Below are 24,553 nucleotides of genomic sequence, written 5' to 3'. Positions count from 1 at the left end.
GGACGGGTGGGCCACCCGGTGCGGGCGGCCCGGGTCAGACCGTGTCGAGAACTTCCGGCCGTACCGCGGCGAACGTGCCGCTCGCGGCGTCGAGGACGTAGGCCTGGGCCTCGGCGACGTGGAAGTACATGCCGTGCAGTTGCAGCGACCCCTCCGCCACCCTGCGGGCGACGCAGGCGTGGGCCATCAGGTGGTCCAGCTGCTGCACCACGTTGACGAGGCAGAGCCGTTCGAGGTCGTCGGCCACCGGGCGGTCGGCGAGGGCGACCTCGCCGCGTCCGGGCCGGCCGATCCGCTCCAGCCGGGCGAGGCTCGGGCGGCCGTGGCGCAGCCAGCGGGCCAGCGGGGTCTGCGCCCCCGGCTCGTGGCCCGCCCCGCTCAGCAGCGCCTGCATGGCGCCGCACCCGGAGTGCCCGCACACCGTGATGCTGCCGACCTTCAGCACCTCCACCGCGTACTCGATGGCAGCGCCCACCGAGTCGCAGGAGGCCTCGGCGCCGGGCGGCGGCATCAGATTGCCCACGTTGCGCACGGTGAACAGGTCGCCCGGCCCGCTGGAGGTGATCATGCTGGTGACCAGGCGGGAGTCGGCGCAGGTGAGGAAGAGCTGGGTGGGCCGCTGCCCTTCGCGGGCGAGCCGCGCCAGCTCGTCCCTGACCAGGGGCGCCGTGTTGCGCTGGAAGGCGCTGAGCCCGCCCACCAGTTGCCCGGCTGCCCCCGCCGCGCTGCCCGGCTTGGTGCAGTGGTGGTTGCGCCACGGCGTCCAGGGGCGGCAGGCGTGCGTGCTGGACGGGACCGTGATCGGGGTGCCCGACCGGCCCGTGAGCGTCGCCCAGCCGCCGCGCGTCCGGTGGCCGTCGCACCAGTGCTGCAGCGACTCGTACGCCGCGTGGTCCATGAAGGAGCCGTCCAGGGTGATCACGGCGCTGGCCTCGTCCGGTACCTCCGCCAGCGCCCGGGTCAGCCGGGGCACCGCGAGGAAGGTCAGCTGCCCTCGTACGTGCACCTGGTGGACGCCGGCCTCCTCCGTCACCGTGATCCGGGTGTGCGTGAGCCTGCGCAGCGACAGGAAGACGGCCACCGCGATGCCGGTCATCACCCCCTCCAGCACGCCGAGCAGCAGCACCGCGCCGAGCGTCGCCGCGTAGACCGGGAACTCCCGGTGCCGCTGGACGTGCTTGATGTGCGCGAAGCTCACCATCTTCATCCCCACCACCATGACCAGGGCGGCGAGGGCGGCGAGCGGGATGTGCTCCAGCAGCCCCGCCAGCAGCCCGGCGCACAGCAGCACCCACACCCCGTGCAGCGTCGTGGCCCGGCGTGTCCGGGCGCCCGCGGCCACGTTCGCCGAGCCGCGGATCGCGCCGCCGGCCACCGGCAGCCCGCCGAGCAGGCCCGAGAGCACGTTGGACGTGCCCTGCCCGAGCAACTCCCGGTTCAGGCGGGCCGGGACGGCGTCCCCGGGCTTGCCGCGCCCGGAGCGCAGCTTGTCGATCGCCACCGCCGACAGCAGCGACTCCATGCTCGCGACCAGGGTGACGGTCAGGACGGCGGCGGCGATGCCGAGCACCGGCCCGTGCGGCAGCCCGGGAAGCGCCACCGCGTGCCAGGCGGGCAGGTCGACCCGCGGCACCACGATGGGAACGCCGACGGCGGTCGCCGCCGCGATGGCGGCGAGGGGCGCCGGGACCGCGCGCAGGGCCCTGCAGGCCCGCCCCGGAAGGCGTGGCCAGCCGACCAGCACGGCCACCGTCACCGCCGCGATCAGCAGAGCGCCCGGGTGCGGGGACGACAACTGCTGCGGCAGGGCGGCCAGATTGGTGAGCGCCGAGCTGTCCGGGTTCGCGCCGAGCACGACATGGAGCTGGGCGAGCGCGATGGCGGCGCCGATGCCCGCCAGCATGCCGTGCACGATCGCCGGGCTGACGGCGAGCGCCGCACGGGCCACCCTCAATGTGCCCAGGGCGAGTTGGGCGAGCCCGGCCAGCACGGTGATGGCGCACGTGGTGCGCCAGCCGTAGCGGTGGACGAGCTCGGCGGTGACCACCACCAGGCTGGTGGCGGCGCCGCTGACCTGGAGCGGCGCACCGCCCATCAGCCCCACGACGATGCCGCCGACGGCGGCGGCGATCAGCCCCGACTGCAGCGGGGCGCCGGTGGCCAGGGCGATGCCCAGCGAGAGTGGGACGGCGATCAGGAAGACGGTGATCGAGGCCGACAGGTCGTGCCGCCAGACGGCGGCGGACCCTTCGTCGGGGCGGGGCGGTGGTGGCAGATCCCGCGGTGGGGTCTGCGACTGCTGCGTCTGAGGTTCTGGCGTGGCGTGCATGTTCCCGTCTCCTCCGGGGCGGCGCGGCTGCGTTCGGCTGGTGCGCGTACGCGGTCGTGGTCACGGCTGTTGCGGCGGGTGCTCTCGGCCCTGAAAGTAACGGACTGTGATTGTTTGATTACTCTCAAGAGTCAGTAAATGGAGAGTAATGCAGATAAAGGGCCCATGGATGAGGATTCGCCCGAACGGGCGAACGATTACCCGGTGAGGGTGAACCGTTCGCCCAGGACGAAGCCGGGGTCGACCTGCGAGGCGAGGTCCGCGCCGGTCCGTGCGTTGCCCCAGCTCTCCGCGTTCTTGAGGTGGAAGTGGACCATCTGGCGGGTGTAGCGCCCCCAGTCCCGCCGCTCGTACGAGGCGTCCGCGGCGTCGCGCATCGCGCGCAGTGCGGCGCGGTTGGGCTCCTCCAATTCCCCGAAGCGCGGCGGGCGGCCCTTCTCCATGGCGCGGACCCAGTCCGAGTGCCCGACGGTGACCAGCAGGTCGTCGCCCACGTGCGAGCGCAGGAAGTCCACGTCGTCCGGGCCCTGCACCTTGTTGCCGACGACGTGCAGGGCGACCCCGAAGTCCCGGGCGTACTCCTTGTACTGGCGGTAGACCGCGACTCCCTTGCGGGTCGGCTCGGCGACCAGGAAGGTCATGTCGAAGCGGGTGAACATGCCGGAGGCGAAGGAGTCGCTGCCGGCCGTCATGTCGACGACGACGTACTCCTCGCGGCCGTCGACCAGATGGTTGAGGAACAGCTCCACCGCCCCGACCTTCGAGTGGTAGCAGGCCACCCCCAGGTCCGACTCGTTGAAGGGGCCGGTGACCATCAGCCGCGCCCCGCCGCCGTCGAGTGCGACGGGCCGGGCGCAGGCGGCGTAGACCGGGTTGTCCTCGGTGACCCGCAGCAGGCGGGAGCCCTCACCGGGCGGGGTGGTCTTGATCATCGTCTCCGCGGACGCGATCCGCGGGTTGGCGCCGCGCAGGTACTCCTTGATCTCCGGGAGGTGGGCGCCCATCGCCGGAAGGGCGGCGGCAGCCTCCTCGTCGAGGCCGAGCGCCGGGCCGAGATGCTGGTTGATGTCGGCGTCGACGGCGACGACGGGGACGTGGGCGGCTGCCAGGTGGCGGATGAACAGGGAGGACAGCGTGGTCTTGCCGCTGCCACCCTTTCCGACGAAAGCGATCTTCATGTTCGTTAAGCGTAGTGACGGGGTCTTCCTGCCGGGGCCTCCGCCGCGGGAGTTCACCCGTCGGTGGGCATCCGGCGTACTTACCGGTCGCTTCCGTGCTCCTTCCGTGCCTCTTCCGGGCCGCTCATGGGCCCCTTCCTGCCCTCCGCCCGGCGCGGCACGGGCGCCCGCGGTCCGCGTGACGATGCCCACTCGCCCACCGGGGCGGCGCCAGGGGTGCGTAGGGTCGTGCGTATGGGTACGACAGCTGATCCGCTCGCCGTCCTCGGTTCGCTCCCCGGTGTCGCCGAGTCGGTGGACTCCGTACGGAAGGCCGTGGACCAGGTCTACGGGCACCGGGTGATGCGCCGCCGCTCCGACGAGGTGTCCTCGGAGGCGGCGCTGCGCGGCGCCCGCGGTTCCGCGGCGCTTTCCGGCGCCGACTGGGCGCTGGAAGAGGTGCGCAGGCGCAGCGACTTCTCCTCCGACGACGAGTCGCGCGCGGTGGGCGCCGCGCTGCGGCTCACCGCCGAGGCCGGGCAGTTGCTCTCCGTCTGGCGGCAGTCGCCGCTGCAGGCGCTGGCCCGGCTGCACCTTGTCGCGGCCGGCGGCACCTCGCCGGACGAGACGGTCGGCCGCCCGCGGCAGACGGGCGAGAAGGTCGAGGAGCCGCTCCTGGACGTCGCCGAATTCCCGCTGCCCGAAGCCGCGGAGGTCGTCGCCCGCCTCGACGGGCTCGCCGACCTGCTGCTGTCGGGCAGCGAGGCGCCGGCGCTGGTCGTCGCCGCGGTCGTGCACGGCGAGCTGCTGTGCCTGCGGCCGTTCGGCTCGTACAACGGCCTCGTGGCGCGGGCCGCGCAGCGCGTCGTCCTCGTCGGGAGCGGTCTGGACCCCAAGTCCATCTGCCCGGCGGAGGTCGGCCACGCCGAACTCGGCCGCGCGGGCCATCTGAAGGCGCTCCGGGGCTACGCCTCCGGCACGCCCGACGGCATGGCGGCCTGGATCTCGCACTGCGGGCAGGCCGTGGGCCTGGGTGTACGGGAGAGCGTGGCGGTCTGCGAGGCCCTGCAGCGCGGCGCTGCGTAGGCGCCGTCCCGGACGTGGTCACGGGGGTCCCGGGCATCGGCCCTGCCGCCCTCGGGTATCCGCGGCACAAGGCTGCGGCGGCACCGCGCGGGTGCCGCCGCTGGCACGACCGTCGGGTTACCAGGCGTGCACGATATCTGCCCATCAGGTCGGGAGCTTTGCCCGTCACCTGGTGCGGCCGACCCGGTCAGCGGGTCTGCGTCGCGTGGGTGCCCAGCCGTCGTGCTCGGTCCGTGGGGCCTGATTCGACGGGGTTCCTCGCGGAAGTCCGTGGTCTCGCGGGCCGTACAACCTTTGTACCGCGCCTTCGGGGGAACCGGAACCCTTCGCCGCAGTTCTTTGCATACGAGGTCTGATCGGTGCGATCTGTGCGAAGCGGGCGTTCCGGTGCCCATCAGGACAGTGCGGGCCTGCGTCGCCGGGCCGCGTACCAGACGAGTCCCGCCGTGGCGGCGGCCGCGCCGACCGCGGCCAGCGCCAGCACCGGTCCCGAGGGCATCGTCAGCGCGGGCACCCGCTGGTGCAGCCGGACGGGGCGGCTGAAGGTGAGCATCGGCCATTCGCGTGACGCCGCCTCCCGGCGCAGCCCGCGGTCGGGGTTGACCGCGTACGGGTGGCCGACGGACCCGAGCATCGGGACGTCGGTCACCGAGTCGCTGTAGGCGAAGGAGCGCTTGAGGTCGTAGCCCTCGATCGCGGCGAGTTCGGTGATGGCGCGTGCCTTGGCCGGTCCGTAGACGTAGTGCTCGATCCGGCCGGTGTAGCAGCCGTCCTCGACCGCCATCCGGGTGGCGATGACGTGGTCCGCGCCGAGCATCTCGCCGATTGGCTCGACGACCTCGGCGCCCGAGGCGCTGACGATGACGACGTCGCGGCCGGCCAGGTGGTGCTCCTCGATGAGGGAGGCGGCCTCGTCGTAGATGATGGGGTCGATGAGGTCGTGGAGGGTCTCGGCCACGATCTCCCGCACCTGCTGCACGTTCCAGCCGCGGCACATGTCGGAGAGGTACTTTCGCATCCCCTCCATCTGGTCGTGGTCCGCGCCGCCGAGCAGATAGACGAACTGGGCGTACGCGGTTCGCAGCACGGCGCGGCGGTTGATGAGGCCGCCTTGGTAGAACGGCCTGCTGAACGCCAAGGTGCTCGACTTGGCGATCACCGTCTTGTCGAGATCGAAGAACGCGGCGGTGCGCGGCGACAGGTGGTTTTCCACGAGGACGAGCATAGGGACCCACCATTCGGCGTAAGCTCCTGCGCGTGGGTTTGCCTGAGAAGGCCTTCGGGTACACCATGGAAGTCACGGATCGTTCGCGACCGTGCTAACCCGGTCTGGCTCCTCCCCCCCCGAGTCGGACCGTGGGGACGACCCCCGCTCTCCCCCCCGGCGGGGGTCGTCGCATGTCCGGGGGCATATTCAGGCCATGTGTCAGAACGCGCCCGGCGTGTGATCGGCCCCCCGCGGTTTCCGCGGGGGGCCGATCCTTTTCCCTGCGTCGCTACGGTGAGTGACGGATCACATTCGTTGTGCTGCCCGGCGGAAGCCACTCGCGCGGGTGGCGGAGATATCCACAACGGCCGGGTTATCCACGGATTACCACCAAGATCATCAATTTTCGGCGACTCGCGAGACTCTGGCGGCAAATGCCGCGCCGGAGATGTGTCCGGTGCATGGGCCCGATACCGGCGGGACCCGCCGGAACGAGCGAGGGGGATGTCGTGGTGGCCGAATCATTCAACGGTGAAACAAAAGGAACGTGCGACGGGCGGGTGTCCGGGCGCGCATCGGCCCGGCCGCGCGGGAAGGACGACCCCGGCTGCGGCCCGCTCATCGTCACCGAGGACGGGGCCCTCCTGGACGACCTGCTGCGACTGTGCGCCGCGGCGGGCGCCGAACCGGAGGTCGCCTTCGGGGTCCCGCCGGCGCCGGGCAGCTGGGAGGGCGCCCCGCTGGTGCTGATCGGCGCCGCGGACACCCGCCGCGTGCCGGGTACGGCGCGGCGTCGCCGGGGCGTTCTCCTCGTCGGCCGGGACCTGGACGATCCGGACGTGTGGCGCCGTGCGGTGGACGTCGGAGCCGAGCACGTCGCCTTCCTGCCCGACGCCGAGACCTGGCTGGTCGACCGGATCGCCGATGTGGCGGAGGGCGCCGGCGACCCGGCCCTGACGATCGGGGTCGTAGGCGGCCGCGGTGGCGCGGGGGCCAGCACTCTGGCCTGCGCCATGGCCGTCACGGCCGCTCGCTCCGGGTGCCGCACGCTGCTCGTCGACGCCGACCCGCTCGGCGGCGGGCTGGACGTGCTGCTCGGGGCCGAACGGGTGGGCGGCCTGCGCTGGCCGGACCTCGCCGAGTCCCGGGGCCGGGTCAACAGCGGGGCGCTGGAGGAGTCGCTGCCCCGCACCCACGCCCTGAGCGTGCTCAGCTGGGACCGCGGGGACACCGTCGTCATCCCCCCGCAGGCCATGCGGTCGGTGATGGGCGCCGCCCGGCGGCGCGGCGGTGTGGTCGTCGTCGACCTGCCGCGTCGGATGGACGAGGCCGTGGCCGAGGCGCTCGCGCAGATCGACGTCGGCCTGCTGGTCGTCCCCGCGGAGCTGCGCGCGGTCGCGGCCGCCGGCCGGGTCGCCTCCCGGATGGCCATGGTGCTGCGGGACCTGCGGGTCGTCGCCCGCGGCCCCTTCGGCTCGGGGCTCACCGATGAGACGCTCGCCGACCTGGTCGGGCTCCCGCTCGCCGGCGAGCTGCCGCCGGAGCCCGGCCTGCCCGCCGCCCTGGACGGCGGGGAGCCACCGGGCGGCAGTGGCCGGGGCCCGCTGTCCGGGTTCTGCTCGGCCTTCCTCACGGCGGCACTGCCCGGCGGCGGGAGCGTGGCGGCATGAGCGCCGACGTGATGACGCCCGCCCTGCTCGACGCGGTACGGCTGCGACTGGCCGCCTCCGGTGACGAGCCCACCCCGGCCGGCGTGGCCGCGGCGCTGCGGGCACAGGGCCGGCTGCTGGGCGACACCGAGGTGCTCGACGTGGTGGCCGCCCTGCGCTCTGAGATGGTCGGTGCCGGCCCGCTGGAGGGGCTGCTCGCCGAACCGGACGTCACCGATGTGCTGGTGAACGGGCCGGACGAGGTGTGGGCCGACCGAGGTGCCGGGCTGGAGCGCACGCAGGTGCGGTTCGCGGACGCCGCGGCCGTGCGCCGGCTCGCCCAGCGGCTCGCCTCCGCCGCCGGGCGGCGGCTGGACGACGCCCGGCCCTGGGTGGACGCCCGGCTGCCGGACGGCACCCGGCTGCACGCGGTGCTGCCACCGGTGGTGGTCGGCGCCCCGTGCCTGTCCCTGCGGGTCGTCCGCACCCGGGCCTTCACCCTGGAGGAACTGGTGGCCGCGGGCAGCATGGACGGCGGTACGGCCGCCCTCCTGCGTGCGGTGCTGGACGCCCGCCTGTCGTACCTGGTCTCCGGCGGCACGGGCTCCGGCAAGACCACGCTGCTCAGTTGCCTGCTCGGCCTCGTCCCGCCGGGCGAGCGCATCGTCCTCGCCGAGGACTCCGCCGAGCTCCGGCCGCGCCATCCGCACGTCGTACGGCTGGAGACCCGGCCCGCCAACCAGGAAGGAGCCGGCCTGGTCACCCTGCGGGACCTCGTACGGCAGGCGCTGCGCATGCGGCCGGACCGGCTGGTGGTCGGCGAGGTGCGCGGCCCCGAGGTACTGGATCTGCTGGGCGCCCTCAACACCGGCCACGAAGGCGGCTGCGGGACGGTCCACGCCAACGCCGCGGGTGATGTGCCCGCCCGGCTGGAGGCACTGGGCGCCGTGGCGGGCCTCGACCGGGCGGCGTTGCACAGCCAGTTGGCGGCCGCCCTGTCGGTGGTGGTGCATCTGGTGCGGGACCGCGCGGGCAGGCGCCGGGTCGCCGAGATCCATGTCCTGGAGCGCGGGCCGGACGGGATCGTCGGCACCGTCCCGGCTCTGTGCGGGGGCGAACGCGGCCCGGGCTGGGGCCGGTTGACGGCGCTTTGCGAGAGGGGGCGGCCATGAGCGCCGTGGTGCTCCTCACCGCCGCGTGCGCGGGCGCTGCCGCGTGGGCGATGTGTGCGCGGGCCGAAGTCCTACGCAGGGCAAGGGCGTTGCTCGGCGGCACCTCTGAGGCCCGTGGGGCGTCCTGGGGGCTCCTGGGGCCCGGAGGCCTCGAAAACCGCCTCAACGGGCTCCTGGAGCCGTTCCGGGTGCGGTTCGGCTGGCACCTCGGCCGTGAAGTGCTGCTCCTGCCGGGTGGGTCGGTCGTGGGGCTGGTCGCCGGATCGGTGCTGCCGGTCCTGCTCGGGGCGGCCGCGGTGCCGCTCGCCGGGCGGTGGCTGCGGGGGCGGGAGCGGCGCGCCGAGGCGGAAGGGCGGGCTGTGGCGGTGGGCGCGCTGTGCGCGGCGGTCGCAGGAGATCTGCGGGCCGGACTGGCACCGGCCGCCGCGCTGGCCGGTGCGCTGGGCCGCGAGGGCTGGCCGGAGCACCCCGGCCTGTCGAATGCCGCTCTGCCGTTGCTGGCCGCCGCCCGTTTCGGCGGTGACGTACCCGCGGCACTGCGGGCGGCCGCCCTGCTGGAGGGCGCCCAGGGGCTCTCCGGCGTCGCCGCGTGCTGGCAGGTCGCTGTGGACGGCGGCGCGGGGCTCGCGGACGGCCTGGACCGGATCGCGGCCGCCCTGCGTGCCGAACGCGACCAGCGGGAGGATCTGAGGGCCCAGCTGGCGGCACCCCGCTCCACCGTGGCGCTGCTGGCCCTGCTGCCCGTCTTCGGGCTGGTCCTGGGCACCGGGCTGGGCGCCGATCCGCTGGGCACTCTGCTGCGCACTCCCGCCGGACTCGGCTGTCTGGCCGCCGGAGGGCTCCTGGAGTGGGCGGGGCTCGCCTGGACCGCACGCATCGTCCGGACCGCGGAGGGCGGGTCATGAGCGGCGACGTCGTCCACAGGCTGGGGATCGTCGTGGCGTCCGTGGCCGCCACCCTGTGTGTCGCGGGCGCCCTGACCGCCGCCAGGAGAGAGCGCGCCGCGCGGCGCAGGCTCCGGCTGCTCATGGGCACCGCTCCCCTGGCCCGGCAGTGCCGCAGGTGGCCCGGTGCGGTCTCTGTCCGGGAGTGGGCGCCGGTCGCCGGGGTTGCCCTGGGTGCGTTCGCCCTGGTCGGCGGGGTCCCCGGCGCGGCGGCCGGGCTGGGCGCCGCATGGGCGATACGCCGCCGGCAGCGGCGGCCACGGCCCGTGGGGCACGCCGACCGGGCCCGGGCCGCGCGCCAGCTGCCGCTCGCGGCCGACCTGATGGCCGCGTGCGTCGCGGCCGGGGCGGGGCCCCGCGAGGCCGCGGAGGCCGTCGGGCCGTCCCTCGGAGGGCCCCTCGGGGAGGCGCTCACCCGGGCCGCCGCCGAACTCCGTCTGGGCGGCGACCCCGCGCAGTGCTGGGGCCGGCTGGACCGGCTGGGCTGCCGCGAACTCGCCCGGTGCATGGAGCGCGCCACCACGACGGGAGTGCCGCCGGTCGAGGAGATCGCGCGTCTCGCCGCCGGGTGCCGCGCCGAGCACGCCCGTTTCGGGGCGGCGCGCGCACGCCGCGCCGGAGTGCTGATCACCGCCCCGCTGGGGCTGTGCTTCCTGCCGGCCTTCCTCCTCGTGGGGGTCGCGCCGGTGGTGATGGGGCTGGCGGGGGCGATCCTCGCCGGCACGACGATCTGAAGGGGGATCCCATGCGAGTCATGCGTTGTCTGAGGAAGCTGCGCCGCCGTTGCCGTACCGGCGAGCGCGGGATGACCACGGCCGAGTACGCCGTGGGCACTTTGGCGGCCTGCGGTTTCGCGGCGGTGCTCTACAAGGTGGTCACCTCGGGCGCGGTCAGCTCCGCGCTCAGCGGGCTCATCAAGCGGGCTCTCGATGTGGCGTTCTGAGCGCCGCCGCGATGCCGGCTACGTCACGGCCGAGGCCGCGGTGGTCGTCCCGTCGCTGGTGTTCCTCACGGCGCTGCTGCTGTGGGGGCTGGCCGCGGCGGCCGCGCAGATCCGCTGCGTCGACGCCGCGCGGGCCGGAGCCCGCGCGGCGGCCCGCGAGGAGCCCGACGGCGCGGTGCTGCGGGCGGCCCGCTCGGCGGCTCCCGCCGGGGCCGCCGTCTCGGTCCACCGGGGCGGCGACCTGGTGCGGGTCACGGTCGAGGCCCGGACCCTGTCCCTCACGCTCCACGGCGAGGCGGTCGCCGCCGTGGAGGCTACGGGGGAGGGGCCGTGAGCCGGCGGGGGCGCGACCGGGGTTCCGCGACCGTCTGGACGGCCCTCCTGGGGACGCTGCTGGCGCTGGCCGCCTGCGCCGTGCTGACGTTCGGCGCCGCCGTCGCGGCACGGCACCGTGCGGGGGCCGCAGCGGACCTCGCGGCGCTCGCCGCCGCCGACCACGCCCTGCGGGGCGGCGCCGAGGCCTGCGCGGTGGCCGGACGGGTGGCCGCCGCCCAGCACGCCCGGCTGGTGCGCTGCGTGGTCAGCGGTGAGATCGCCGACGTCACGGCCGCGGTCGGGCCCGCCCGGGTCCGCTCCCGGGCCGGGCCTCAGGACTCCGTGTCCGGGGCGGGCGCGGGTACCGCGGCGCCGGGCTCCGACGGGCCCTCCGTCGCGAGGAGCACGTCGAGCAGACGTACCGCGGCCTGCTTGTCCAGCGGGTCGTTGCCGTTGCCGCACTTGGGGGACTGCACGCAGGAGGGGCAGCCGAACTCGCACTCGCAGGAGGCGATCGCCTCGCGGGTGGCGGTGAGCCAGCTGCGGGCGGTGCGGAAGGCCCGCTCCGCGAAGCCCGCGCCACCGGGATGGCCGTCGTACACGAAGACGGTCGGCAGCCCGGTGTCCTGGTGGAGCGGCACGGAGACCCCGCCGATGTCCCAGCGGTCGCAGGTGGCGAAGAGCGGGAGGAGGCCGATGGAGGCGTGCTCGGCGGCGTGGAGGGCGCCGGGCAGCTCCTCGGGGTGGATGTGCGCCGCGTCGAGCTGATCGTCGGTGACCGTCCACCACACGGCGCGCGTACGCAGGGTGCGGGGCGGCAGGTCCAGCTTGGTCTCGCCCAGCACCTCGTTGGTGATCAGCCGGCGGCGGAGGAAGGAGACGACCTGATGGGTGACCTCGACGGAGCCGAAGTGGAGGCGGGCCTCGCCCCACTCCTCCACCAGGTCCTCGTCGAGCACCGAGATCGCCGTGGTGTCGCGGGCCATCGTCGAATACGGCGGATCGGCCTGCTCCACCAGCGCGACCGAGTCCTCCAGGTCCAGGTGCCGGACGAGATAGGTGCGGCCCTGGTGCAGGTGGACCGCGCCCTCGTGGACCGTGGTGTGCGCGGCGCCCGCGTCGACGGTGCCGAGCAGGCGCCCGGTACCGGCCTCGACCACCTGGACGGGCTTGCCGCCCTCGCCGCGGATGTCGGTGAGGTCGGCGGCCCGCTCCCGCCGCGTCCAGTACCAGCCGCCGGAGCGGCGCCGCAGCAGGCCGCGGCGCTCCAGCTGGGGCAGCAGCCCGGCGGTCTCCGGTCCGAAGAGCTCCATGTCCTCCTCGCCCAGCGGCAGCTCGGCCGCGGCGGCGCACAGATGCGGGGCGAGGACGTACGGGTTGTCGGGGTCCAGCACGGTCGACTCGACGGGACGGCGGAAGAGGGCGTCCGGGTGGTGCACGAGGTAGGTGTCCAGCGGGTCGTCCCTGGCGATCAGCACCGCCAGCGCCCCCTGACCCGAACGCCCCGCGCGGCCCGCCTGCTGCCACAGGGAGGCCCTCGTGCCCGGGTACCCGGCCAGGAGCACGGCGTCGAGCCCGGAGACGTCCACACCCAGCTCCAGGGCCGTGGTGGAGGCCAGTCCGAGGAGCCGCCCGGTGTGCAGGTCACGTTCGATGGCCCGCCGCTCCTGGGGCAGGTAGCCGCCCCGGTAGGCGGCGACCCGGTGGGTCAGCCGGCGGTCGATCTCGGCGAGGCGTTCCTGGGCGATGACGGAGATCAGCTCGGCCGCCCGCCGGGAGCGCACGAAGGCCACCGTGCGGGTGCCGTCGAGCACCAGGTCCGTCAGCAGGTCGGCGGCCTCGGCGGTCGCCGTGCGGCGCACCGGGGCGCCGTGCTCCCCGCTGAGCTCGGTGAGCGGGGGCTCCCACAGGGCGAAGGCGACCTCCCCGCGCGGTGAGGCGTCCTCGGTGACCTCGGCGACGGGCACGCCCGTCAGCCGGGTCGCGGTGGCGCCGGGGTCGGCGGCCGTCGCGGAGGCGAGGAGGAAGACGGGATCGGCGCCGTAGCGGGCGCAGACACGCCGCAGCCTGCGTATGACCTGGGCGACGTGCGAGCCGAAGACGCCCCGGTAGGTGTGGCACTCGTCGATCACGACGTAGCGGAGCTGCCGGAGGAAGGAGGACCACCGGGAATGGCCCGGCAGGACACCCAGATGGAGCATGTCGGGGTTGGTGAGCACGTAGGTCGCGTACTGGCGGACCCACTCGCGCTCCTCGAACGGCGTGTCGCCGTCGTAGACGGCCGCGCGCACCGCCTTGCCCAGCGGGGCGGCGATCTCTGCCACGGCCCGCCGCTGGTCGGCCGCCAGGGCCTTCGTGGGCGCGAGGTAGAGCGCGGTGGCGCCCCGGCCGTTCGGCGCCTCGGAGCCCTCCACAAGAGCGCTGAGGACCGGCACGAGGTACGCCAGGGACTTGCCGGAGGCCGTTCCCGTGGCGACGACCGCGGAGGTGCCGGCGAGGGCGTGGGCGGCCACCTGCGCCTGGTGCTCCCACGGCCGCTCGATGCCGCACGCGCGGACCGCGTCGATCACCTCCGGGCGGATCTGATCAGGCCAATCGGCATGGCGACCCGCCCGTGGGGGCAAGTGCTCCGTATGGGTGATGCGCGCGGCCCTGCCCGCCCCCGTGGCAAGCCGCTCCAGGAGGGCGACGGGGGAGGTGCGGCCGTGCGCCGACTGCGGAAGATGATCCTGAGCCATCGGCACTCAGTGTGTCACTGGCATGACGGACAATCGCCGTAAGGCGTCGTGCATGCCCGCTGGTAAGTGATTGAATGCCATCGCGGCTGCCGATCCATGGGGGGCGACCGCTCGATGCAAGGTGCTGGAGGATCCGTGGACCTGTCCCTGTCGACTCGAACCGTCGGCGACCGTACGGTCGTCGAGGTCGGCGGCGAGATTGATGTGTACACCGCTCCCAAGCTGCGCGAGCAGCTGGTGGAACTCGTGAACGACGGTAGCTACCACTTGGTCGTGGACATGGAAGGCGTGGACTTCCTGGACTCGACCGGGCTGGGCGTGCTGGTCGGCGGGCTCAAGCGGGTTCGCGCGCATGAAGGCTCGCTGCGCCTGGTGTGCAACCAGGAGCGCATTCTCAAGATTTTCCGTATCACCGGCCTGACCAAGGTGTTTCCCATCCACACCTCGGTCGACGAGGCCGTGGCGGCGACCGACTGACGTTCGGCGCCGGACCGTGGGGCTCCGGGCGACGCCGACGCCCGGGCCCCTGTGTTGCCCGCCCACAGGCACGAGGGGGAGGCCATGCCCACCGTAGAACTGCTCTTCAGCGCACTGCCGGAGCACGTCCGCACCGCACGACTGGTGGCGGCTGCGGTAGCCCGCAGGGCAGGGGTGGACGAGGCCGTCCTCGACGAGGTCCGGCTCGCTGTCGGTGAGGCGTGCAGCCGGGCCGTCGGCCTGTACCGCAGCAGTGGTGCGGACCGTCCGGTCCGGGTGGTGCTGACCGAGGAGGAGAAGAAGTTCTCCATCGAGGTCGGCGACAAGTCCCCCGAAGCGGAGGACCGCCCCGCCGACGCCGCCAGCGTGCCCTCGGCGCGTGGCGACAGCCCCGCCGAACACCCCGAGCCGCTTCCCGACGGCTCGCCCTCCTCGTCCGACTCCTCCGAGGCGGAGGACGAGGGCCAGATGGGTCTGGCGGTCATCAGTGGCCTCGTCGATGACGTCGAGGTCTTTTCGGGAGAGTACGGCGATGTCATCCGGATGAGCTGGCCGCTGAACCCGGCCGCGCTCTCCTAGCCGCTCCGCCCCCCCACGCGCTCCTGCCGAGCTGCCTGCGAGCTTCCGCCGCAGGTCAGCTAGGCGTGCGCGGATTCACCCGGTGGTTGATCCACTTACACGGTGACTGTTCACCTTTTCCGGTGATATCTGTGGGCGATCTCCTTTGCTATATCCCCGGCGTCGGCGAATTTCGTTTCCTGCGCCCTGTTTTGATCTAGTTCGGCTCCCTACAATCCGTCCATCTTTGCTCAGCGCACACGCCTGAGCGTCGCGGCTGCTCAGTCGCCGGAGCCGCGCGCCCACGTGCCAAACGTCAAGGAGGACGAATGGCGGGGCCACTCACCCCTCACCTGCAGGACATCGCTCAACCTCTGGCCGCAACACCCGTACTGACCGACGGCAACCGCAATCTCGTGCTCGTCATCGCGGTGGTGGCACTGGCCGCACTGGCGCTCGCCGTGGTGCTGGTACGTCAAGTGCTCAGTGCCGACGAGGGCACCGACAGGATGAAGGAGATCGCGGCTGCCGTGCAGGAAGGCGCAAACGCCTACCTCGCACGGCAGTTCCGCACTCTGGGGATTTTCGCGGTCGTCGCGTTCTTCCTGCTCATGCTGCTGCCCGCGGACACCACGTCGCAGCGCATCGGCCGAAGCGTGTTCTTCCTGGTGGGCGCCGGATTCTCGGCGGTCACCGGCTACATCGGCATGTGGCTGGCGGTGCGCAGCAACGTCCGCGTGGCCGCGGCCGCACGAGCCGCGACCCCGGCGCCGGGTGAGCCCTCGGCGGATCTGACGACGGTCTCGCACCGCGCGATGAAGATCGCCTTCCGCACCGGCGGCGTGGTCGGCATGTTCACCGTGGGTCTGGGCCTGCTGGGCGCCTCGGCCGTCGTGCTGATCTACAAGGCCGACGCGCCCAAGGTGCTGGAGGGCTTCGGCTTCGGCGCCGCGCTGCTCGCCATGTTCATGCGTGTCGGCGGCGGCATCTTCACCAAGGCCGCGGACGTCGGCGCCGACCTGGTCGGCAAGGTCGAGAAGGGCATCCCCGAGGACGACCCGCGCAATGCCGCCACCATCGCCGACAACGTGGGCGACAACGTCGGCGACTGCGCCGGCATGGCGGCCGACCTGTTCGAGTCGTACGCCGTCACCCTGGTGGCCGCGCTCATCCTCGGCAAGGTCGCCTTCGGCGACGCCGGCCTGGCCTTCCCGCTGCTGATCCCGGCGATCGGCGTGCTCACCGCCATGATCGGCATCTTCGCGGTGGCTCCCCGCCGCAAGGACCGCAGCGGCATGACCGCCATCAACCGCGGATTCTTCATCTCCGCGGCGATCTCGCTGGCGATGGTGGCCGTCGCGGCGTTCGCGTACCTGCCCTCGACGTACGCGGGGCTGGCCAACGTGCCCGGCGACATCGCCTCGCACGGCGGTGACCCGCGCATCCTCGCGCTGGTCGCCGTCGCCATCGGCATCGTGCTGGCGGCGCTCATCCAGCAGCTGACCGGCTACTTCACCGAGACCAACCGGCGCCCGGTGCGGGACATCGGCAAGACGTCGCTGACCGGGCCCGCCACCGTCGTCCTGTCCGGCATCTCCGTCGGCCTGGAGTCCGCGGTGTACTCGGCCGTCCTCATCGGCCTCTCGGTGTACGGCGCCTTCCTGCTGGGCGGCGCCTCGATCTGGCTCGCCCTGTTCGCGGTGGCGCTGGCCGGCACCGGTCTGCTCACCACCGTCGGCGTGATCGTGGCCATGGACACCTTCGGCCCGGTGTCCGACAACGCCCAGGGCATCGCCGAGATGTCCGGCGACGTCCACGGCGAGGGCGCCAAGGTGCTCACCGACCTCGACGCGGTCGGCAACACCACCAAGGCGATCACCAAGGGCATCGCCATCGCGACCGCCGTCCTCGCGGCGACCGCGCTGTTCGGTTCCTTCAAGGAGGCCGTCGACACCGCGGTGCGGGAGGCGAACATCTCCGCCGCCGACCTCAGGTGGCTGGACCTGGACATCTCCCAGCCCAACAACCTGGTCGGTCTGCTGTTCGGTGCGGCCGTCGTCTTCCTCTTCTCCGGACTGGCCATCAACGCGGTCTCCCGGTCCGCCGGTTCGGTGGTCTTCGAGGTGCGGCGGCAGTTCCGTGAGCGGCCCGGGATCATGGACTACACCGAGAAGCCCGAGTACGGGCGCGTCGTCGACATCTGCACCAAGGACGCGCTGCGCGAGCTGGCCACACCCGGTCTGCTCGCCGTGCTCGCCCCGATCGCGGTGGGCTTCGCGCTCGGCATCGGCGCGCTGGGCTCGTACCTCGCCGGGGCCATCGGCGCGGGCACGCTCATGGCGGTCTTCCTGGCGAACTCCGGTGGTGCCTGGGACAACGCGAAGAAGCTCGTCGAGGACGGCCACCACGGGGGCAAGGGCAGTGAGGCCCACGCCGCCACCGTCATCGGCGACACCGTCGGCGACCCCTTCAAGGACACCGCGGGTCCGGCCATCAACCCGCTGCTCAAGGTCATGAACCTGGTGGCGCTGCTGGTCGCCCCCGCGGTGGTCCAGTTCTCCTACGGTGACGACGCCAACCTGGCCGTGCGGATCGGCGCCGCGGCCGTGGCGCTCCTGGTCATCGTCGTCGCCGTCTACATCTCCAAGCGCCGCGGCATCGCGGTCGGAGACGACGAGGGTGTCGACACCGGCCACGACGACAGCCAGAACACGAAGCGGTCAGCCGACCCGAATGCGACGGCCACGGTCTGACGTAGCGTGAGCTCATCGTGATACGGCGGCGGGCGTCATCCTTCGGGATGGCGCCCGCCGCCTGCGCGCACGTCAGATGCATCACCCTGTTCTTGGTTCATAAGGGGCAATAGTGGTCACATCGAGTGGAAGCGATGTGGCCTGCGGACAGGAGCCGTGTAGGTTCCGGGGCCGTGAAGAACAAACTCGCGGCTGCGCTGTCCGTCACGGCTGTGATCCTCGCGACGGGGTCGCTGTCGGGATGCGGCGACGGCGGCAACAAGGAGCTCGACGCCTGGGCGAAGACGGTCTGCGACCAGGCCGCCGCCCAGGTCAAGAAGATCAACGACGCGAACACCCACATCAGCAACACCCCGAGCAACGCCAAGCCGAAGGACGTCCGCAGCGCGGACTCCACGGCGTTCGGGCAGATCTCGGACGCCTACAAGGCGCTCGCCGGGATCGTCGGCAAGGCCGGTGACCCGCCGGTCGACAACGGCGCCAAGCTCAAGCAGGACGCGGTCGGCGACCTCAACTCGCTCTCCACGGCCTACGCGAACCTGCGCAAGCAGGTCGACGCGCTGCCCGTCTCCGACCAGGCGAAGTTCGCCGACGGACTGAAGAGCGTCTCCGACAACCTGGCCAAGGTGAGCAAGAGCGGCGAGCAGGCGCTCGACACGCTGCGCCAGGGCGAGGTCGGCCAGGCCATGGCGAAGCAGCCCGGCTGCCAGGACTCCGGCGCCAAGCCCTCGAAGTCCTGACCGTCCGAGGGCGGGTGGGGCCCGCCGGGCGCCCCTTCGGGGGTGACAATGGCAGCGTGAGTACGCAGCCGCCCCCGCAGCCCCTGCCCGCCCCCGACCGCACCGCCGCCCTCCGCGACGCGCTGCGCGCCGCGGCCTTCACGGCCGACGGCTGCCTCGACCTGCTCGGGGCGACCGCCTACGCCGCGCTCTCGCGGGCGGAGACCGTGCCCGCCCTGCGCGCCACCCGCGGCGGCAGCCCGCTGGAGAGCCTGGTGCGGCTCTTCCTGCTGCAGCAGCCGGTCCCGTACGCCCGGCTGCGCGAGGTGCTGCCCCTCGACGCGGCCGTCGAGGACGGCTGGCTCGTCCGGGACGGGGACGAGGTGCGCGCCACGGTGGACGTCCGCCCCTACGGCGGCGACGGCGGCGAGGACTGGTACATCGTCTCCGACCTCGGCTGCGCCGTGGGCGGCGCCAACGGCATCCGTACGACGCCCGGCGTGGACCGCGCGGACCTGGTGCTCGGCGTGGGCGGCGCGTCGACCACCCTCGCGGGGATCACCGTCCGCACGCCCGTGGCCCGGGCGCTGGACCTCGGCACCGGCTCCGGCATCCAGGCGCTGCACGCCTCCCGGCACGCCACCCGGGTCACCGCCACCGACCTCAACCCCCGCGCCCTGCACTTCACGCGGCTGACCCTCGCCCTGTCGGGTGCCCCCGAGCCGGACGTCCGGCAGGGCAGCCTCTTCGAGCCCGTCGGCGGCGAGCGCTACGACCTGATCGTGTCCAACCCGCCCTTCGTCATCTCCCCGGGCAGCCGCTTCACCTACCGCGACGGCGGCATGGCCGGCGACGACCTGTGCCGCACCGTCGTCCGGCAGGCCGCCGACCACCTCACCGAGGGCGGGTACCTCCAACTGCTGGCCAACTGGGAGCACACCGAGGGCGAGGACTGGCGGGACCGCGTCGCCGCCTGGGTGCCCGACGGCTGCGACGCCTGGATCGTGCAGCGCGAGGTGCAGGACGTCACGCAGTACGCGGAGCTGTGGCTGCGCGACGGCGGCGACCACCTGGCCGGGCCCGAGGCGTACGCCGCCCGCTACGGCGCGTGGCTGGACGCCTTCGAGCAGCGCAAGACCAAGGCCGTCGGCTTCGGCTGGATCACCGTGCGCAGGACCGGCTCCGACCGTCCCGTCGTCACCGCCGAGGAGTGGCCGCACCCGGTCGAGCAGCCGCTCGGCCCGCACATCGCGGCCTGGTTCGGCCGCCAGGACTTCCTGCGCACCCACGACGACGCGGGGCTGCTCGACGAGCGCTTCCGGCTGGCGGACGAGGTGGTGCAGGAGCAGGTGGGCCTGCCCGGCGCCGAGGACCCGGAGCACGTCGTCCTGCGGGCCAACCGCGGCATGCGGCGCGCGACGAGGGTGGACACGGTCGGCGCGGGCTTCGCGGGCGTGTGCGACGGGACGCTGACGGCGGGTCGGATCCTCGACGCCATCGCCCAGTTGCTGGGCGAGGACCCGGTGGCGCTGCGGGACCGCACGCCGGAGGCGATCCGGCTGCTGGTGGAGCAGGGCTTCATCGAGCCGGTGTGAGCGGAAACGCGACGGCCCGCCTCCGCAGCGGAGCGGAGGCGGGCCGGGGCGCGGATGGTCAGCGCAGGACGCGGCCCTGCGCGTCGGTGGGCGCGCTGCCGGCGAGGCGGACGATGCCGTCGATGAAGCCCCACAGGCCGCCGAGGCCCAGGGTGACGACCGAGACGACGAGCTGCAGGACGCCGATCTTGGTGTGGCCGGTGTAGAAGCGGCCGATGCCCAGACCACCGAGGAAGATGCCGAGCAGGCCGGCGGCGACCTTGGACTTGTCGGACAGCGGGCGGCCCGACGGGTCGAGGCCGAACGGAGCGTCAGTGGTGGGGGTAGGCGTGGCCATGGAACGTGCTCCTCGTGCAATGGGGACGAATCAGCGGGAGCACGCGCATCGGTCGATCCGGCCCCCCGCCTCGGATTGGCTGAATCTTGGCATTAGAAATGGACATCTGTCGCTCTGATTAACAGACGTCACGGAACCGTGATCGCCGCGTTGTCAAACCGCGTTGCGTACGACGGCCCACAGCACGGCAGCTCCGAGGACCGCCACTTGCGCGCGTTTGCCGATCGTCGTCCGGTACGTCCGGCCGCGCAGCCCCTCCGTCACCCACCGCGCGTACAGATAGAGGGGAAAGGGGCTCGCCAGGAGCAGCAGCGCGTTGTCGTGGAAGGCGGCCGGGAGGTCGCCGTGCATCAGGTCGTAGACCATGCGGGTCGCACCGCAGGCCGGACAGAGCAGCCCCGTCAGGAAGTTGAAGGGGCATCGGGGCAGCCAGTGCCCGTCCTGGTGCGGGTCGGTGCCCCACAGGTAGGCGGCGCCCGCCGCGCCCGCGACGAGCGACGCCACGGGGGCCGTGGCCGGTCGTGCGGCCACGGCCCTGAGGCGGTTCCGGGTCGGGGAGGTCATCGTTCTCAGCTGCGGAGGATGCGGCCCTGGGAGTCGGTGCGGTCGTTGCTCGTCAGGAAGAGGATGCCGTCGATCAGCGCCCAGATGCCGAGGCCGCCGCAGGTGAGGAGCTGCGCGACGCCGATGCCGATGTCGCCCACGTAGAAGCGGCCGATGCCCAGGCCGCCCGCCAGCAGCTGCAGCACTCCCGCAACGACCTTGGACTTGTCCGACAGCGGGCGGCCGTACATGTCGTAGCCGTACGGGGCGTTGGGGTCGCCGGTGTACATGCCCTGGGGGTAGCCCTGCGGGTAACCCTGCTGCGGGTAGCCGTAGCCGGGCTGCTGCCCGTAGCCGCCGGGGCCGGCCGGGGGCTGCTGCGGGTAGCCGTAACCGTCCTGCTTGGGCTGGCCGTACGGGTTGTTCGGGTCGGACATGGTGGGACTCCCCCTGAGTGAACGTTCGGTGTGTCCGGACATCTTGTCAGGCGAGTCAAGGCGGGCAGGGCGGGGAAGCGAGCTCGGGAGGAGCGGCGGGAACACGCGGACGGACCGCGGGAGGTGACTGCGGGGGCGCTCCGCGGCAGGGCGAGGGACCGGTGGGAGTGGGACGGGAGTGAGAGGAGAGCGAAAGGAATCGGCCAGGCCTTTTCGGGCGGCGTTCACCGTGGGTTCTTCCCACTGTCGCCCCGGCGTGCCACTCTCCGTGGCTGCGGGTCGGTCGTGGAGCACAAGAGGGATCCGGGGGCATGTACATGGAAACCGCGCCAGGGATCTTCGCCGGGACGGTGTTCGCGGTTTTCGGGGCGGCCCTTCTGGCCTGGACCGTCACCCGGTCGCTGAGGCACCTGCCGGTGGTCCAGGGAGGGGGCCCGGCGTCTGCCGCCGTGGCGGGTTTCTTCGGAGTGGCTTCGCTTCTTGTCGGGGTCTGGCTGTTCCTGATCCTCTGAGCTGGGCAAATCGGACATGGGCGGCAGTCCGTGCGGCAGACAGGACGCTTGTCGGGTTACCGTTCGAGTGGCGTTGCGGACTTTTCCCGTTTGACACGGGACCGGGATGTACGGTCACACTCCGCAGCGAGACCACCTTCGACCCGGAGAGAAGAGCGAAGTTGTCCCCGACCCGCGAGACCGCACAGGGCAGCGGCCGCCGACTCGTGATCGTCGAGTCGCCTGCCAAGGCGAAGACGATCAAGGGCTACCTCGGCCCCGGCTATGTCGTCGAGGCCAGCGTCGGGCACATCCGCGACCTCCCGAACGGGGCCGCCGAAGTGCCGGCGGAGTACAAGGGCCAGCCGTGGGCGCGGCTCGGCGTCAACGTCGACAGCGAGTTCCAGCCGATCTACGTCGTCAACGCGGACAAGAAGGCCCAGGTCAAGAAGCTGAAGGACCTGCTCAAGGAGTCCGACGAGCTCCTGCTCGCCACCGATGAGGACCGCGAGGGCGAGGCCATCGCCTGGCACCTGCAGGAAGTCCTCAAGCCCAAGGTCCCGGTCCGCCGGATGGTCTTCCACGAGATCACCAAGGACGCCATCCAGGAAGCCGTCCGCAACCCGCGCGAGCTGAACCAGACCCTCGTCGACGCCCAGGAGACCCGCCGGATCCTCGACCGCCTCTACGGCTACGAGGTCTCGCCGGTCCTGTGGAAGAAGGTCATGCCGCGCCTGTCGGCCGGCCGTGTGCAGTCCGTCGCCACCCGGCTCGTCGTCCAGCGCGAGCGTGAGCGCATCGCCTTCCGCTCCGCCGAGTACTGGGACCTGTCCGCGACCTTCGCCACCGGCCGCTCCGGTGATGCCACCGACCCCGGCACCTTCGGTGCCAAGCTCAACGCCGTCGACGGAAAGCGCGTCGCCCAGGGCCGCGATTTCGGGTCGACCGGGCAGCTCAGGGAGGGCGCGGGCGTCCTCCACCTGGACGAGGCCGCCGCCCGCGCGCTCGCCGCCGCCCTGGACGGCGCCGCCTTCTCCGTCCGCTCGGTCGAGTCCAAGCCGTACCGCCGCTCGCCGTACGCGCCCTTCCGCACCACGACCCTGCAGCAGGAGGCCAGCCGCAAGCTCGGCTTCGGCGCCAAGGCCACCATGCAGGTCGCCCAGAAGCTGTACGAGAACGGCTTCATCACCTACATGCGTACGGACTCCACGACCCTGTCGGAGACCGCGATCAGCGCCGCCCGGGCCCAGGTCACGCAGCTCTACGGCGCGGACTACCTGCCGGACAAGCCCCGCGTCTACGCGGGCAAGGTCAAGAACGCCCAGGAGGCGCACGAGGCGATCCGCCCCTCGGGTGATCGTTTCCGCACCCCGGCCGAGACGGGCCTCACCGGCGACCAGTTCCGCCTGTACGAGCTGATCTGGATGCGCACCGTCGCCTCCCAGATGAAGGACGCGGTCGGGCAGTCCGTCACCGTCAAGGTCGGCGGCCGCGCCACCGACGGCCGGGACGTCGAGTTCTCCGCCTCCGGCAAGATCATCACCTTCCACGGCTTCATGAAGGCCTACGTCGAGGGTGCCGACGACCCCAACGCAGAGCTCGACAGCAGCGAGCGCCGGCTGCCCGCCGTCACCGAGGGTGACGCGCTCTCCGCGCGCGACATCACCGCCGACGGCCACGCCACCAAGCCGCCCGCCCGCTACACCGAGGCCTCGCTGGTCAAGGAGCTGGAAGAGCGCGAGATCGGACGTCCGTCGACGTACGCGTCGATCATCGGCACCATCCTCGACCGCGGCTACGTCTTCAAGAAGGGCACGGCCCTGGTGCCGTCCTTCCTCTCCTTCGCCGTCGTCGGCCTGCTGGAGAAGCACTTCGGCCGGCTCGTCGACTACGACTTCACCGCCAGGATGGAGGACGACCTCGACCGCATCGCCCGCGGCGAGGCCCAGGCCGTGCCGTGGCTGCGCCGCTTCTACTTCGGCGAGGGCGAGACCCCGGTCGGCGGCGCCGCCGACGCCGGCAACGGCGACGGCGACCACCTCGGCGGTCTGAAGGAGCTGGTCGAGGACCTCGGCGCCATCGACGCCCGCGAGGTCTCCTCCTTCCCGGTCGGCAACGGCATCGTGCTGCGCGTCGGCCGTTACGGCCCGTACGTGGAGAAGGCCGGCGAGGCCGAGGGCGAGACCGGGCAGCGCGCCGACGTCCCCGACGACATGCCGCCGGACGAGCTGACCGTCGAGCTCGCCGAGGAACTGCTCAACAAGCCGAGCGGCGACTTCGAGCTGGGTGCCGACCCGGAGACCGGTCGCCAGATCGTGGCCAAGGACGGCCGCTACGGCCCGTACGTCACCGAGATCCTTCCCGAGGGCACCCCGAAGACCGGCAAGAACGCGGTCAAGCCGCGTACCGCCTCCCTCTTCAAGTCGATGACCCTCGACACGGTGACCCTGCAGGACGCGCTCAAGCTGATGTCGCTGCCGCGTGTCGTCGGCGCCGACGCCGAGGGCGTCGAGATCACCGCGCAGAACGGCCGCTACGGCCCGTACCTGAAGAAGGGCACCGACTCGCGCTCCCTGGAGACCGAGGACCAGCTCTTCACGATCACCCTCGACCAGGCGCTGGCGATCTACGCCCAGCCGAAGGTGCGCGGTCGCGCCGCGGCCAAGCCCCCGCTGAAGGAGCTGGGCACCGACCCGGTCAGCGAGCGCCCCGTCGTCGTCAAGGACGGCCGCTTCGGCCCGTACGTCACCGATGGCGAGACCAACGCCACACTGCGCCGCGACGACGACGTCGAGACGATCACGCCCGAGCGCGGCTACGAACTGCTCGCCGAGAAGCGCGCCAAGGCCCCAGCCAAGAAGACGGCGAAGAAGGCCCCGGCGAAGAAGGCGACCGCGACCAAGACCGCGGCGAAGAAGACGGCCGCCAAGACCACCGCGGCGAAGACCACCGCGGCGAAGAAGACCGCGGCGGCCAAGACAACGGCCAGGAAGACCGCCGCCAAGGCCACGACCACGGCGAAGAAGGCCACGTCCTCGGCCGCGAAGCCCGCCGAGTAGTCCCTGCGGGGACCGCACGGCCGGTGCGGTCCCGGCAGGCGCCC

The 24,553-nt window shown here is 72.8% G+C and carries 21 protein-coding genes and 1 pseudogene; 15 read left to right on the top strand and 7 right to left on the bottom strand.

The genetic code is table 11. From position 1 onward, the window contains the following. Positions 1 to 34: 34 nt before the first annotated feature. The gene (locus OIE69_RS19610; protein WP_326573256.1) at positions 35 to 2,329 is read right to left on the bottom strand and encodes a SulP family inorganic anion transporter; all 2,295 of its coding nucleotides are present in this window, start codon (positions 2,327 to 2,329) and stop codon (positions 35 to 37) included. 197 nt (positions 2,330 to 2,526) lie between these two features. After that, positions 2,527 to 3,507 (bottom strand): ATP-binding protein, encoded by a 981-nt coding sequence (locus OIE69_RS19605; protein WP_326573254.1) that lies wholly within the window; start codon positions 3,505 to 3,507, stop codon positions 2,527 to 2,529. 234 nt (positions 3,508 to 3,741) lie between these two features. Here OIE69_RS19605 and OIE69_RS19600 point away from each other — a divergent pair, with 234 nt between their 5' ends. Continuing rightward, the gene (locus OIE69_RS19600; RefSeq protein WP_326573252.1) at positions 3,742 to 4,572 is read left to right on the top strand and encodes a Fic family protein; all 831 of its coding nucleotides are present in this window, start codon (positions 3,742 to 3,744) and stop codon (positions 4,570 to 4,572) included. A gap of 394 nt (positions 4,573 to 4,966) precedes the next feature. On the opposite strand, the gene OIE69_RS19595 is transcribed toward OIE69_RS19600, so the two are convergent. Next, positions 4,967 to 5,797, bottom strand: coding sequence for an HAD-IB family hydrolase (locus OIE69_RS19595; RefSeq protein WP_326573250.1), 831 nt, complete (start codon positions 5,795 to 5,797; stop codon positions 4,967 to 4,969). A 542-nt stretch (positions 5,798 to 6,339) separates the two neighbouring features. Here OIE69_RS19595 and ssd point away from each other — a divergent pair. The 7 genes and pseudogenes from ssd to OIE69_RS19560 all read left to right on the top strand — a co-directional run. Beyond that, positions 6,340 to 7,449: a septum site-determining protein Ssd gene (gene ssd, locus OIE69_RS19590; protein ID WP_392567533.1), complete on the top strand. Its 1,110-nt coding sequence runs from the start codon at positions 6,340 to 6,342 to the stop codon at positions 7,447 to 7,449. Further along, positions 7,446 to 8,600: a TadA family conjugal transfer-associated ATPase gene (locus tag OIE69_RS19585; RefSeq protein WP_392567532.1), complete on the top strand. Its 1,155-nt coding sequence runs from the start codon at positions 7,446 to 7,448 to the stop codon at positions 8,598 to 8,600. Before ssd ends, OIE69_RS19585 begins: the two co-directional genes overlap by 4 nt. After that, positions 8,597 to 9,505, top strand: a complete 909-nt coding sequence (locus tag OIE69_RS19580) for a type II secretion system F family protein (protein WP_326573245.1) — start codon at positions 8,597 to 8,599, stop codon at positions 9,503 to 9,505. The genes OIE69_RS19585 and OIE69_RS19580 overlap by 4 nt, the downstream gene beginning before the upstream one ends. Beyond that, positions 9,502 to 10,278 carry a type II secretion system F family protein gene (locus OIE69_RS19575; protein WP_326573243.1) on the top strand — a complete coding sequence of 259 codons (777 nt, stop codon included), beginning with the start codon at positions 9,502 to 9,504 and terminating at the stop codon, positions 10,276 to 10,278. Before OIE69_RS19580 ends, OIE69_RS19575 begins: the two co-directional genes overlap by 4 nt. A 20-nt stretch (positions 10,279 to 10,298) precedes the next feature. Next, on the top strand, positions 10,299 to 10,487 hold the full coding sequence (locus OIE69_RS19570; protein ID WP_234018684.1) for a DUF4244 domain-containing protein: 189 nt from the start codon (positions 10,299 to 10,301) through the stop codon (positions 10,485 to 10,487). Further along, complete coding sequence (locus OIE69_RS19565) at positions 10,474 to 10,821, top strand: TadE family type IV pilus minor pilin (protein WP_326573238.1); 348 nt, start codon at positions 10,474 to 10,476, stop codon at positions 10,819 to 10,821. The genes OIE69_RS19570 and OIE69_RS19565 overlap by 14 nt, the downstream gene beginning before the upstream one ends. Then, positions 10,818 to 11,099 (top strand): annotated as a pseudogene (locus OIE69_RS19560) (Rv3654c family TadE-like protein); the annotation flags it as partial. The gene OIE69_RS19565 and the pseudogene OIE69_RS19560, both read left to right, overlap by 4 nt. A 35-nt stretch (positions 11,100 to 11,134) precedes the next feature. On the opposite strand, the gene OIE69_RS19555 reads toward OIE69_RS19560, so the two are convergent. Continuing rightward, positions 11,135 to 13,540 (bottom strand): DEAD/DEAH box helicase, encoded by a 2,406-nt coding sequence (locus OIE69_RS19555; RefSeq protein ID WP_326573236.1) that lies wholly within the window; start codon positions 13,538 to 13,540, stop codon positions 11,135 to 11,137. 135 nt (positions 13,541 to 13,675) lie between these two features. On the opposite strand from OIE69_RS19555, the gene bldG reads away from it, so the two are divergent. From bldG to OIE69_RS19530, 5 genes are all read left to right on the top strand, one after another. Then, a complete protein-coding gene (gene bldG / locus OIE69_RS19550) occupies positions 13,676 to 14,017 on the top strand; it encodes an anti-sigma factor antagonist BldG (RefSeq protein ID WP_018562186.1) in 342 nt (113 codons plus the stop codon). Positions 14,018 to 14,101: 84 nt separating this feature from the next. Continuing rightward, entirely contained in the window at positions 14,102 to 14,596 is a 495-nt protein-coding gene (locus tag OIE69_RS19545; protein WP_326573233.1) for an ATP-binding protein, read from the top strand. A gap of 308 nt (positions 14,597 to 14,904) precedes the next feature. Continuing rightward, on the top strand, positions 14,905 to 17,328 hold the full coding sequence (locus OIE69_RS19540) for a sodium-translocating pyrophosphatase (protein WP_326573231.1): 2,424 nt from the start codon (positions 14,905 to 14,907) through the stop codon (positions 17,326 to 17,328). 173 nt (positions 17,329 to 17,501) lie between these two features. Further along, the gene (locus tag OIE69_RS19535) at positions 17,502 to 18,068 is read left to right on the top strand and encodes a small secreted protein (RefSeq protein WP_326573229.1); all 567 of its coding nucleotides are present in this window, start codon (positions 17,502 to 17,504) and stop codon (positions 18,066 to 18,068) included. Positions 18,069 to 18,124: 56 nt separating this feature from the next. After that, on the top strand, positions 18,125 to 19,642 hold the full coding sequence (locus OIE69_RS19530; protein ID WP_326573227.1) for a class I SAM-dependent methyltransferase: 1,518 nt from the start codon (positions 18,125 to 18,127) through the stop codon (positions 19,640 to 19,642). Positions 19,643 to 19,700: 58 nt separating this feature from the next. On the opposite strand, the gene OIE69_RS19525 is transcribed toward OIE69_RS19530, so the two are convergent. From OIE69_RS19525 to OIE69_RS19515, 3 genes are all read right to left on the bottom strand, one after another. Continuing rightward, positions 19,701 to 19,979: an NINE protein gene (locus OIE69_RS19525; RefSeq protein WP_018562191.1), complete on the bottom strand. Its 279-nt coding sequence runs from the start codon at positions 19,977 to 19,979 to the stop codon at positions 19,701 to 19,703. A gap of 153 nt (positions 19,980 to 20,132) precedes the next feature. Then, positions 20,133 to 20,543 (bottom strand): DUF2752 domain-containing protein, encoded by a 411-nt coding sequence (locus OIE69_RS19520; RefSeq protein ID WP_326573224.1) that lies wholly within the window; start codon positions 20,541 to 20,543, stop codon positions 20,133 to 20,135. A 5-nt stretch (positions 20,544 to 20,548) separates the two neighbouring features. Next, complete coding sequence (locus OIE69_RS19515) at positions 20,549 to 20,959, bottom strand: TM2 domain-containing protein (RefSeq protein WP_326573222.1); 411 nt, start codon at positions 20,957 to 20,959, stop codon at positions 20,549 to 20,551. Positions 20,960 to 21,270: 311 nt separating this feature from the next. Here OIE69_RS19515 and OIE69_RS19510 point away from each other — a divergent pair, with 311 nt between their 5' ends. Further along, a complete protein-coding gene (locus OIE69_RS19510) occupies positions 21,271 to 21,471 on the top strand; it encodes a hypothetical protein (protein ID WP_392567531.1) in 201 nt (66 codons plus the stop codon). Between the two features lie 161 nt (positions 21,472 to 21,632). Continuing rightward, entirely contained in the window at positions 21,633 to 24,509 is a 2,877-nt protein-coding gene (topA, locus tag OIE69_RS19505) for a type I DNA topoisomerase (RefSeq protein WP_326573220.1), read from the top strand. Positions 24,510 to 24,553 lie beyond the last annotated feature (44 nt).

It is taken from the genome of Actinacidiphila glaucinigra (genome assembly GCF_035918135.1).
GTDB classification, from domain to species: domain Bacteria; phylum Actinomycetota; class Actinomycetes; order Streptomycetales; family Streptomycetaceae; genus Actinacidiphila; species Actinacidiphila glaucinigra.
The sequence above is the reverse complement of the archived record's forward strand: the minus strand, read 5'-3'. Positions and strand labels throughout refer to the sequence as shown.

Bases quoted from the DNA above. Each gene is read 5' to 3' on its own strand.
- OIE69_RS19510 (WP_392567531.1), top strand. From the start codon at position 21,271: ATGTACATGGAAACCGCGCCAGGGATCTTCGCCGGGACGGTGTTCGCG.
- OIE69_RS19610 (WP_326573256.1), bottom strand. From the start codon at position 2,329: ATGCACGCCACGCCAGAACCTCAGACGCAGCAGTCGCAGACCCCACCG.
- OIE69_RS19565 (WP_326573238.1), top strand. From the start codon at position 10,474: ATGTGGCGTTCTGAGCGCCGCCGCGATGCCGGCTACGTCACGGCCGAG.
- OIE69_RS19575 (WP_326573243.1), top strand. From the start codon at position 9,502: ATGAGCGGCGACGTCGTCCACAGGCTGGGGATCGTCGTGGCGTCCGTG.
- OIE69_RS19520 (WP_326573224.1), bottom strand. From the start codon at position 20,543: ATGACCTCCCCGACCCGGAACCGCCTCAGGGCCGTGGCCGCACGACCG.
- OIE69_RS19570 (WP_234018684.1), top strand. From the start codon at position 10,299: ATGCGTTGTCTGAGGAAGCTGCGCCGCCGTTGCCGTACCGGCGAGCGC.
- OIE69_RS19600 (WP_326573252.1), top strand. From the start codon at position 3,742: ATGGGTACGACAGCTGATCCGCTCGCCGTCCTCGGTTCGCTCCCCGGT.
- OIE69_RS19545 (WP_326573233.1), top strand. From the start codon at position 14,102: ATGCCCACCGTAGAACTGCTCTTCAGCGCACTGCCGGAGCACGTCCGC.
- OIE69_RS19595 (WP_326573250.1), bottom strand. From the start codon at position 5,797: ATGCTCGTCCTCGTGGAAAACCACCTGTCGCCGCGCACCGCCGCGTTC.
- OIE69_RS19540 (WP_326573231.1), top strand. From the start codon at position 14,905: ATGGCGGGGCCACTCACCCCTCACCTGCAGGACATCGCTCAACCTCTG.
- OIE69_RS19515 (WP_326573222.1), bottom strand. From the start codon at position 20,959: ATGTCCGACCCGAACAACCCGTACGGCCAGCCCAAGCAGGACGGTTAC.
- OIE69_RS19605 (WP_326573254.1), bottom strand. From the start codon at position 3,507: ATGAAGATCGCTTTCGTCGGAAAGGGTGGCAGCGGCAAGACCACGCTG.
- OIE69_RS19580 (WP_326573245.1), top strand. From the start codon at position 8,597: ATGAGCGCCGTGGTGCTCCTCACCGCCGCGTGCGCGGGCGCTGCCGCG.
- OIE69_RS19525 (WP_018562191.1), bottom strand. From the start codon at position 19,979: ATGGCCACGCCTACCCCCACCACTGACGCTCCGTTCGGCCTCGACCCG.
- OIE69_RS19555 (WP_326573236.1), bottom strand. From the start codon at position 13,540: ATGGCTCAGGATCATCTTCCGCAGTCGGCGCACGGCCGCACCTCCCCC.
- OIE69_RS19585 (WP_392567532.1), top strand. From the start codon at position 7,446: ATGAGCGCCGACGTGATGACGCCCGCCCTGCTCGACGCGGTACGGCTG.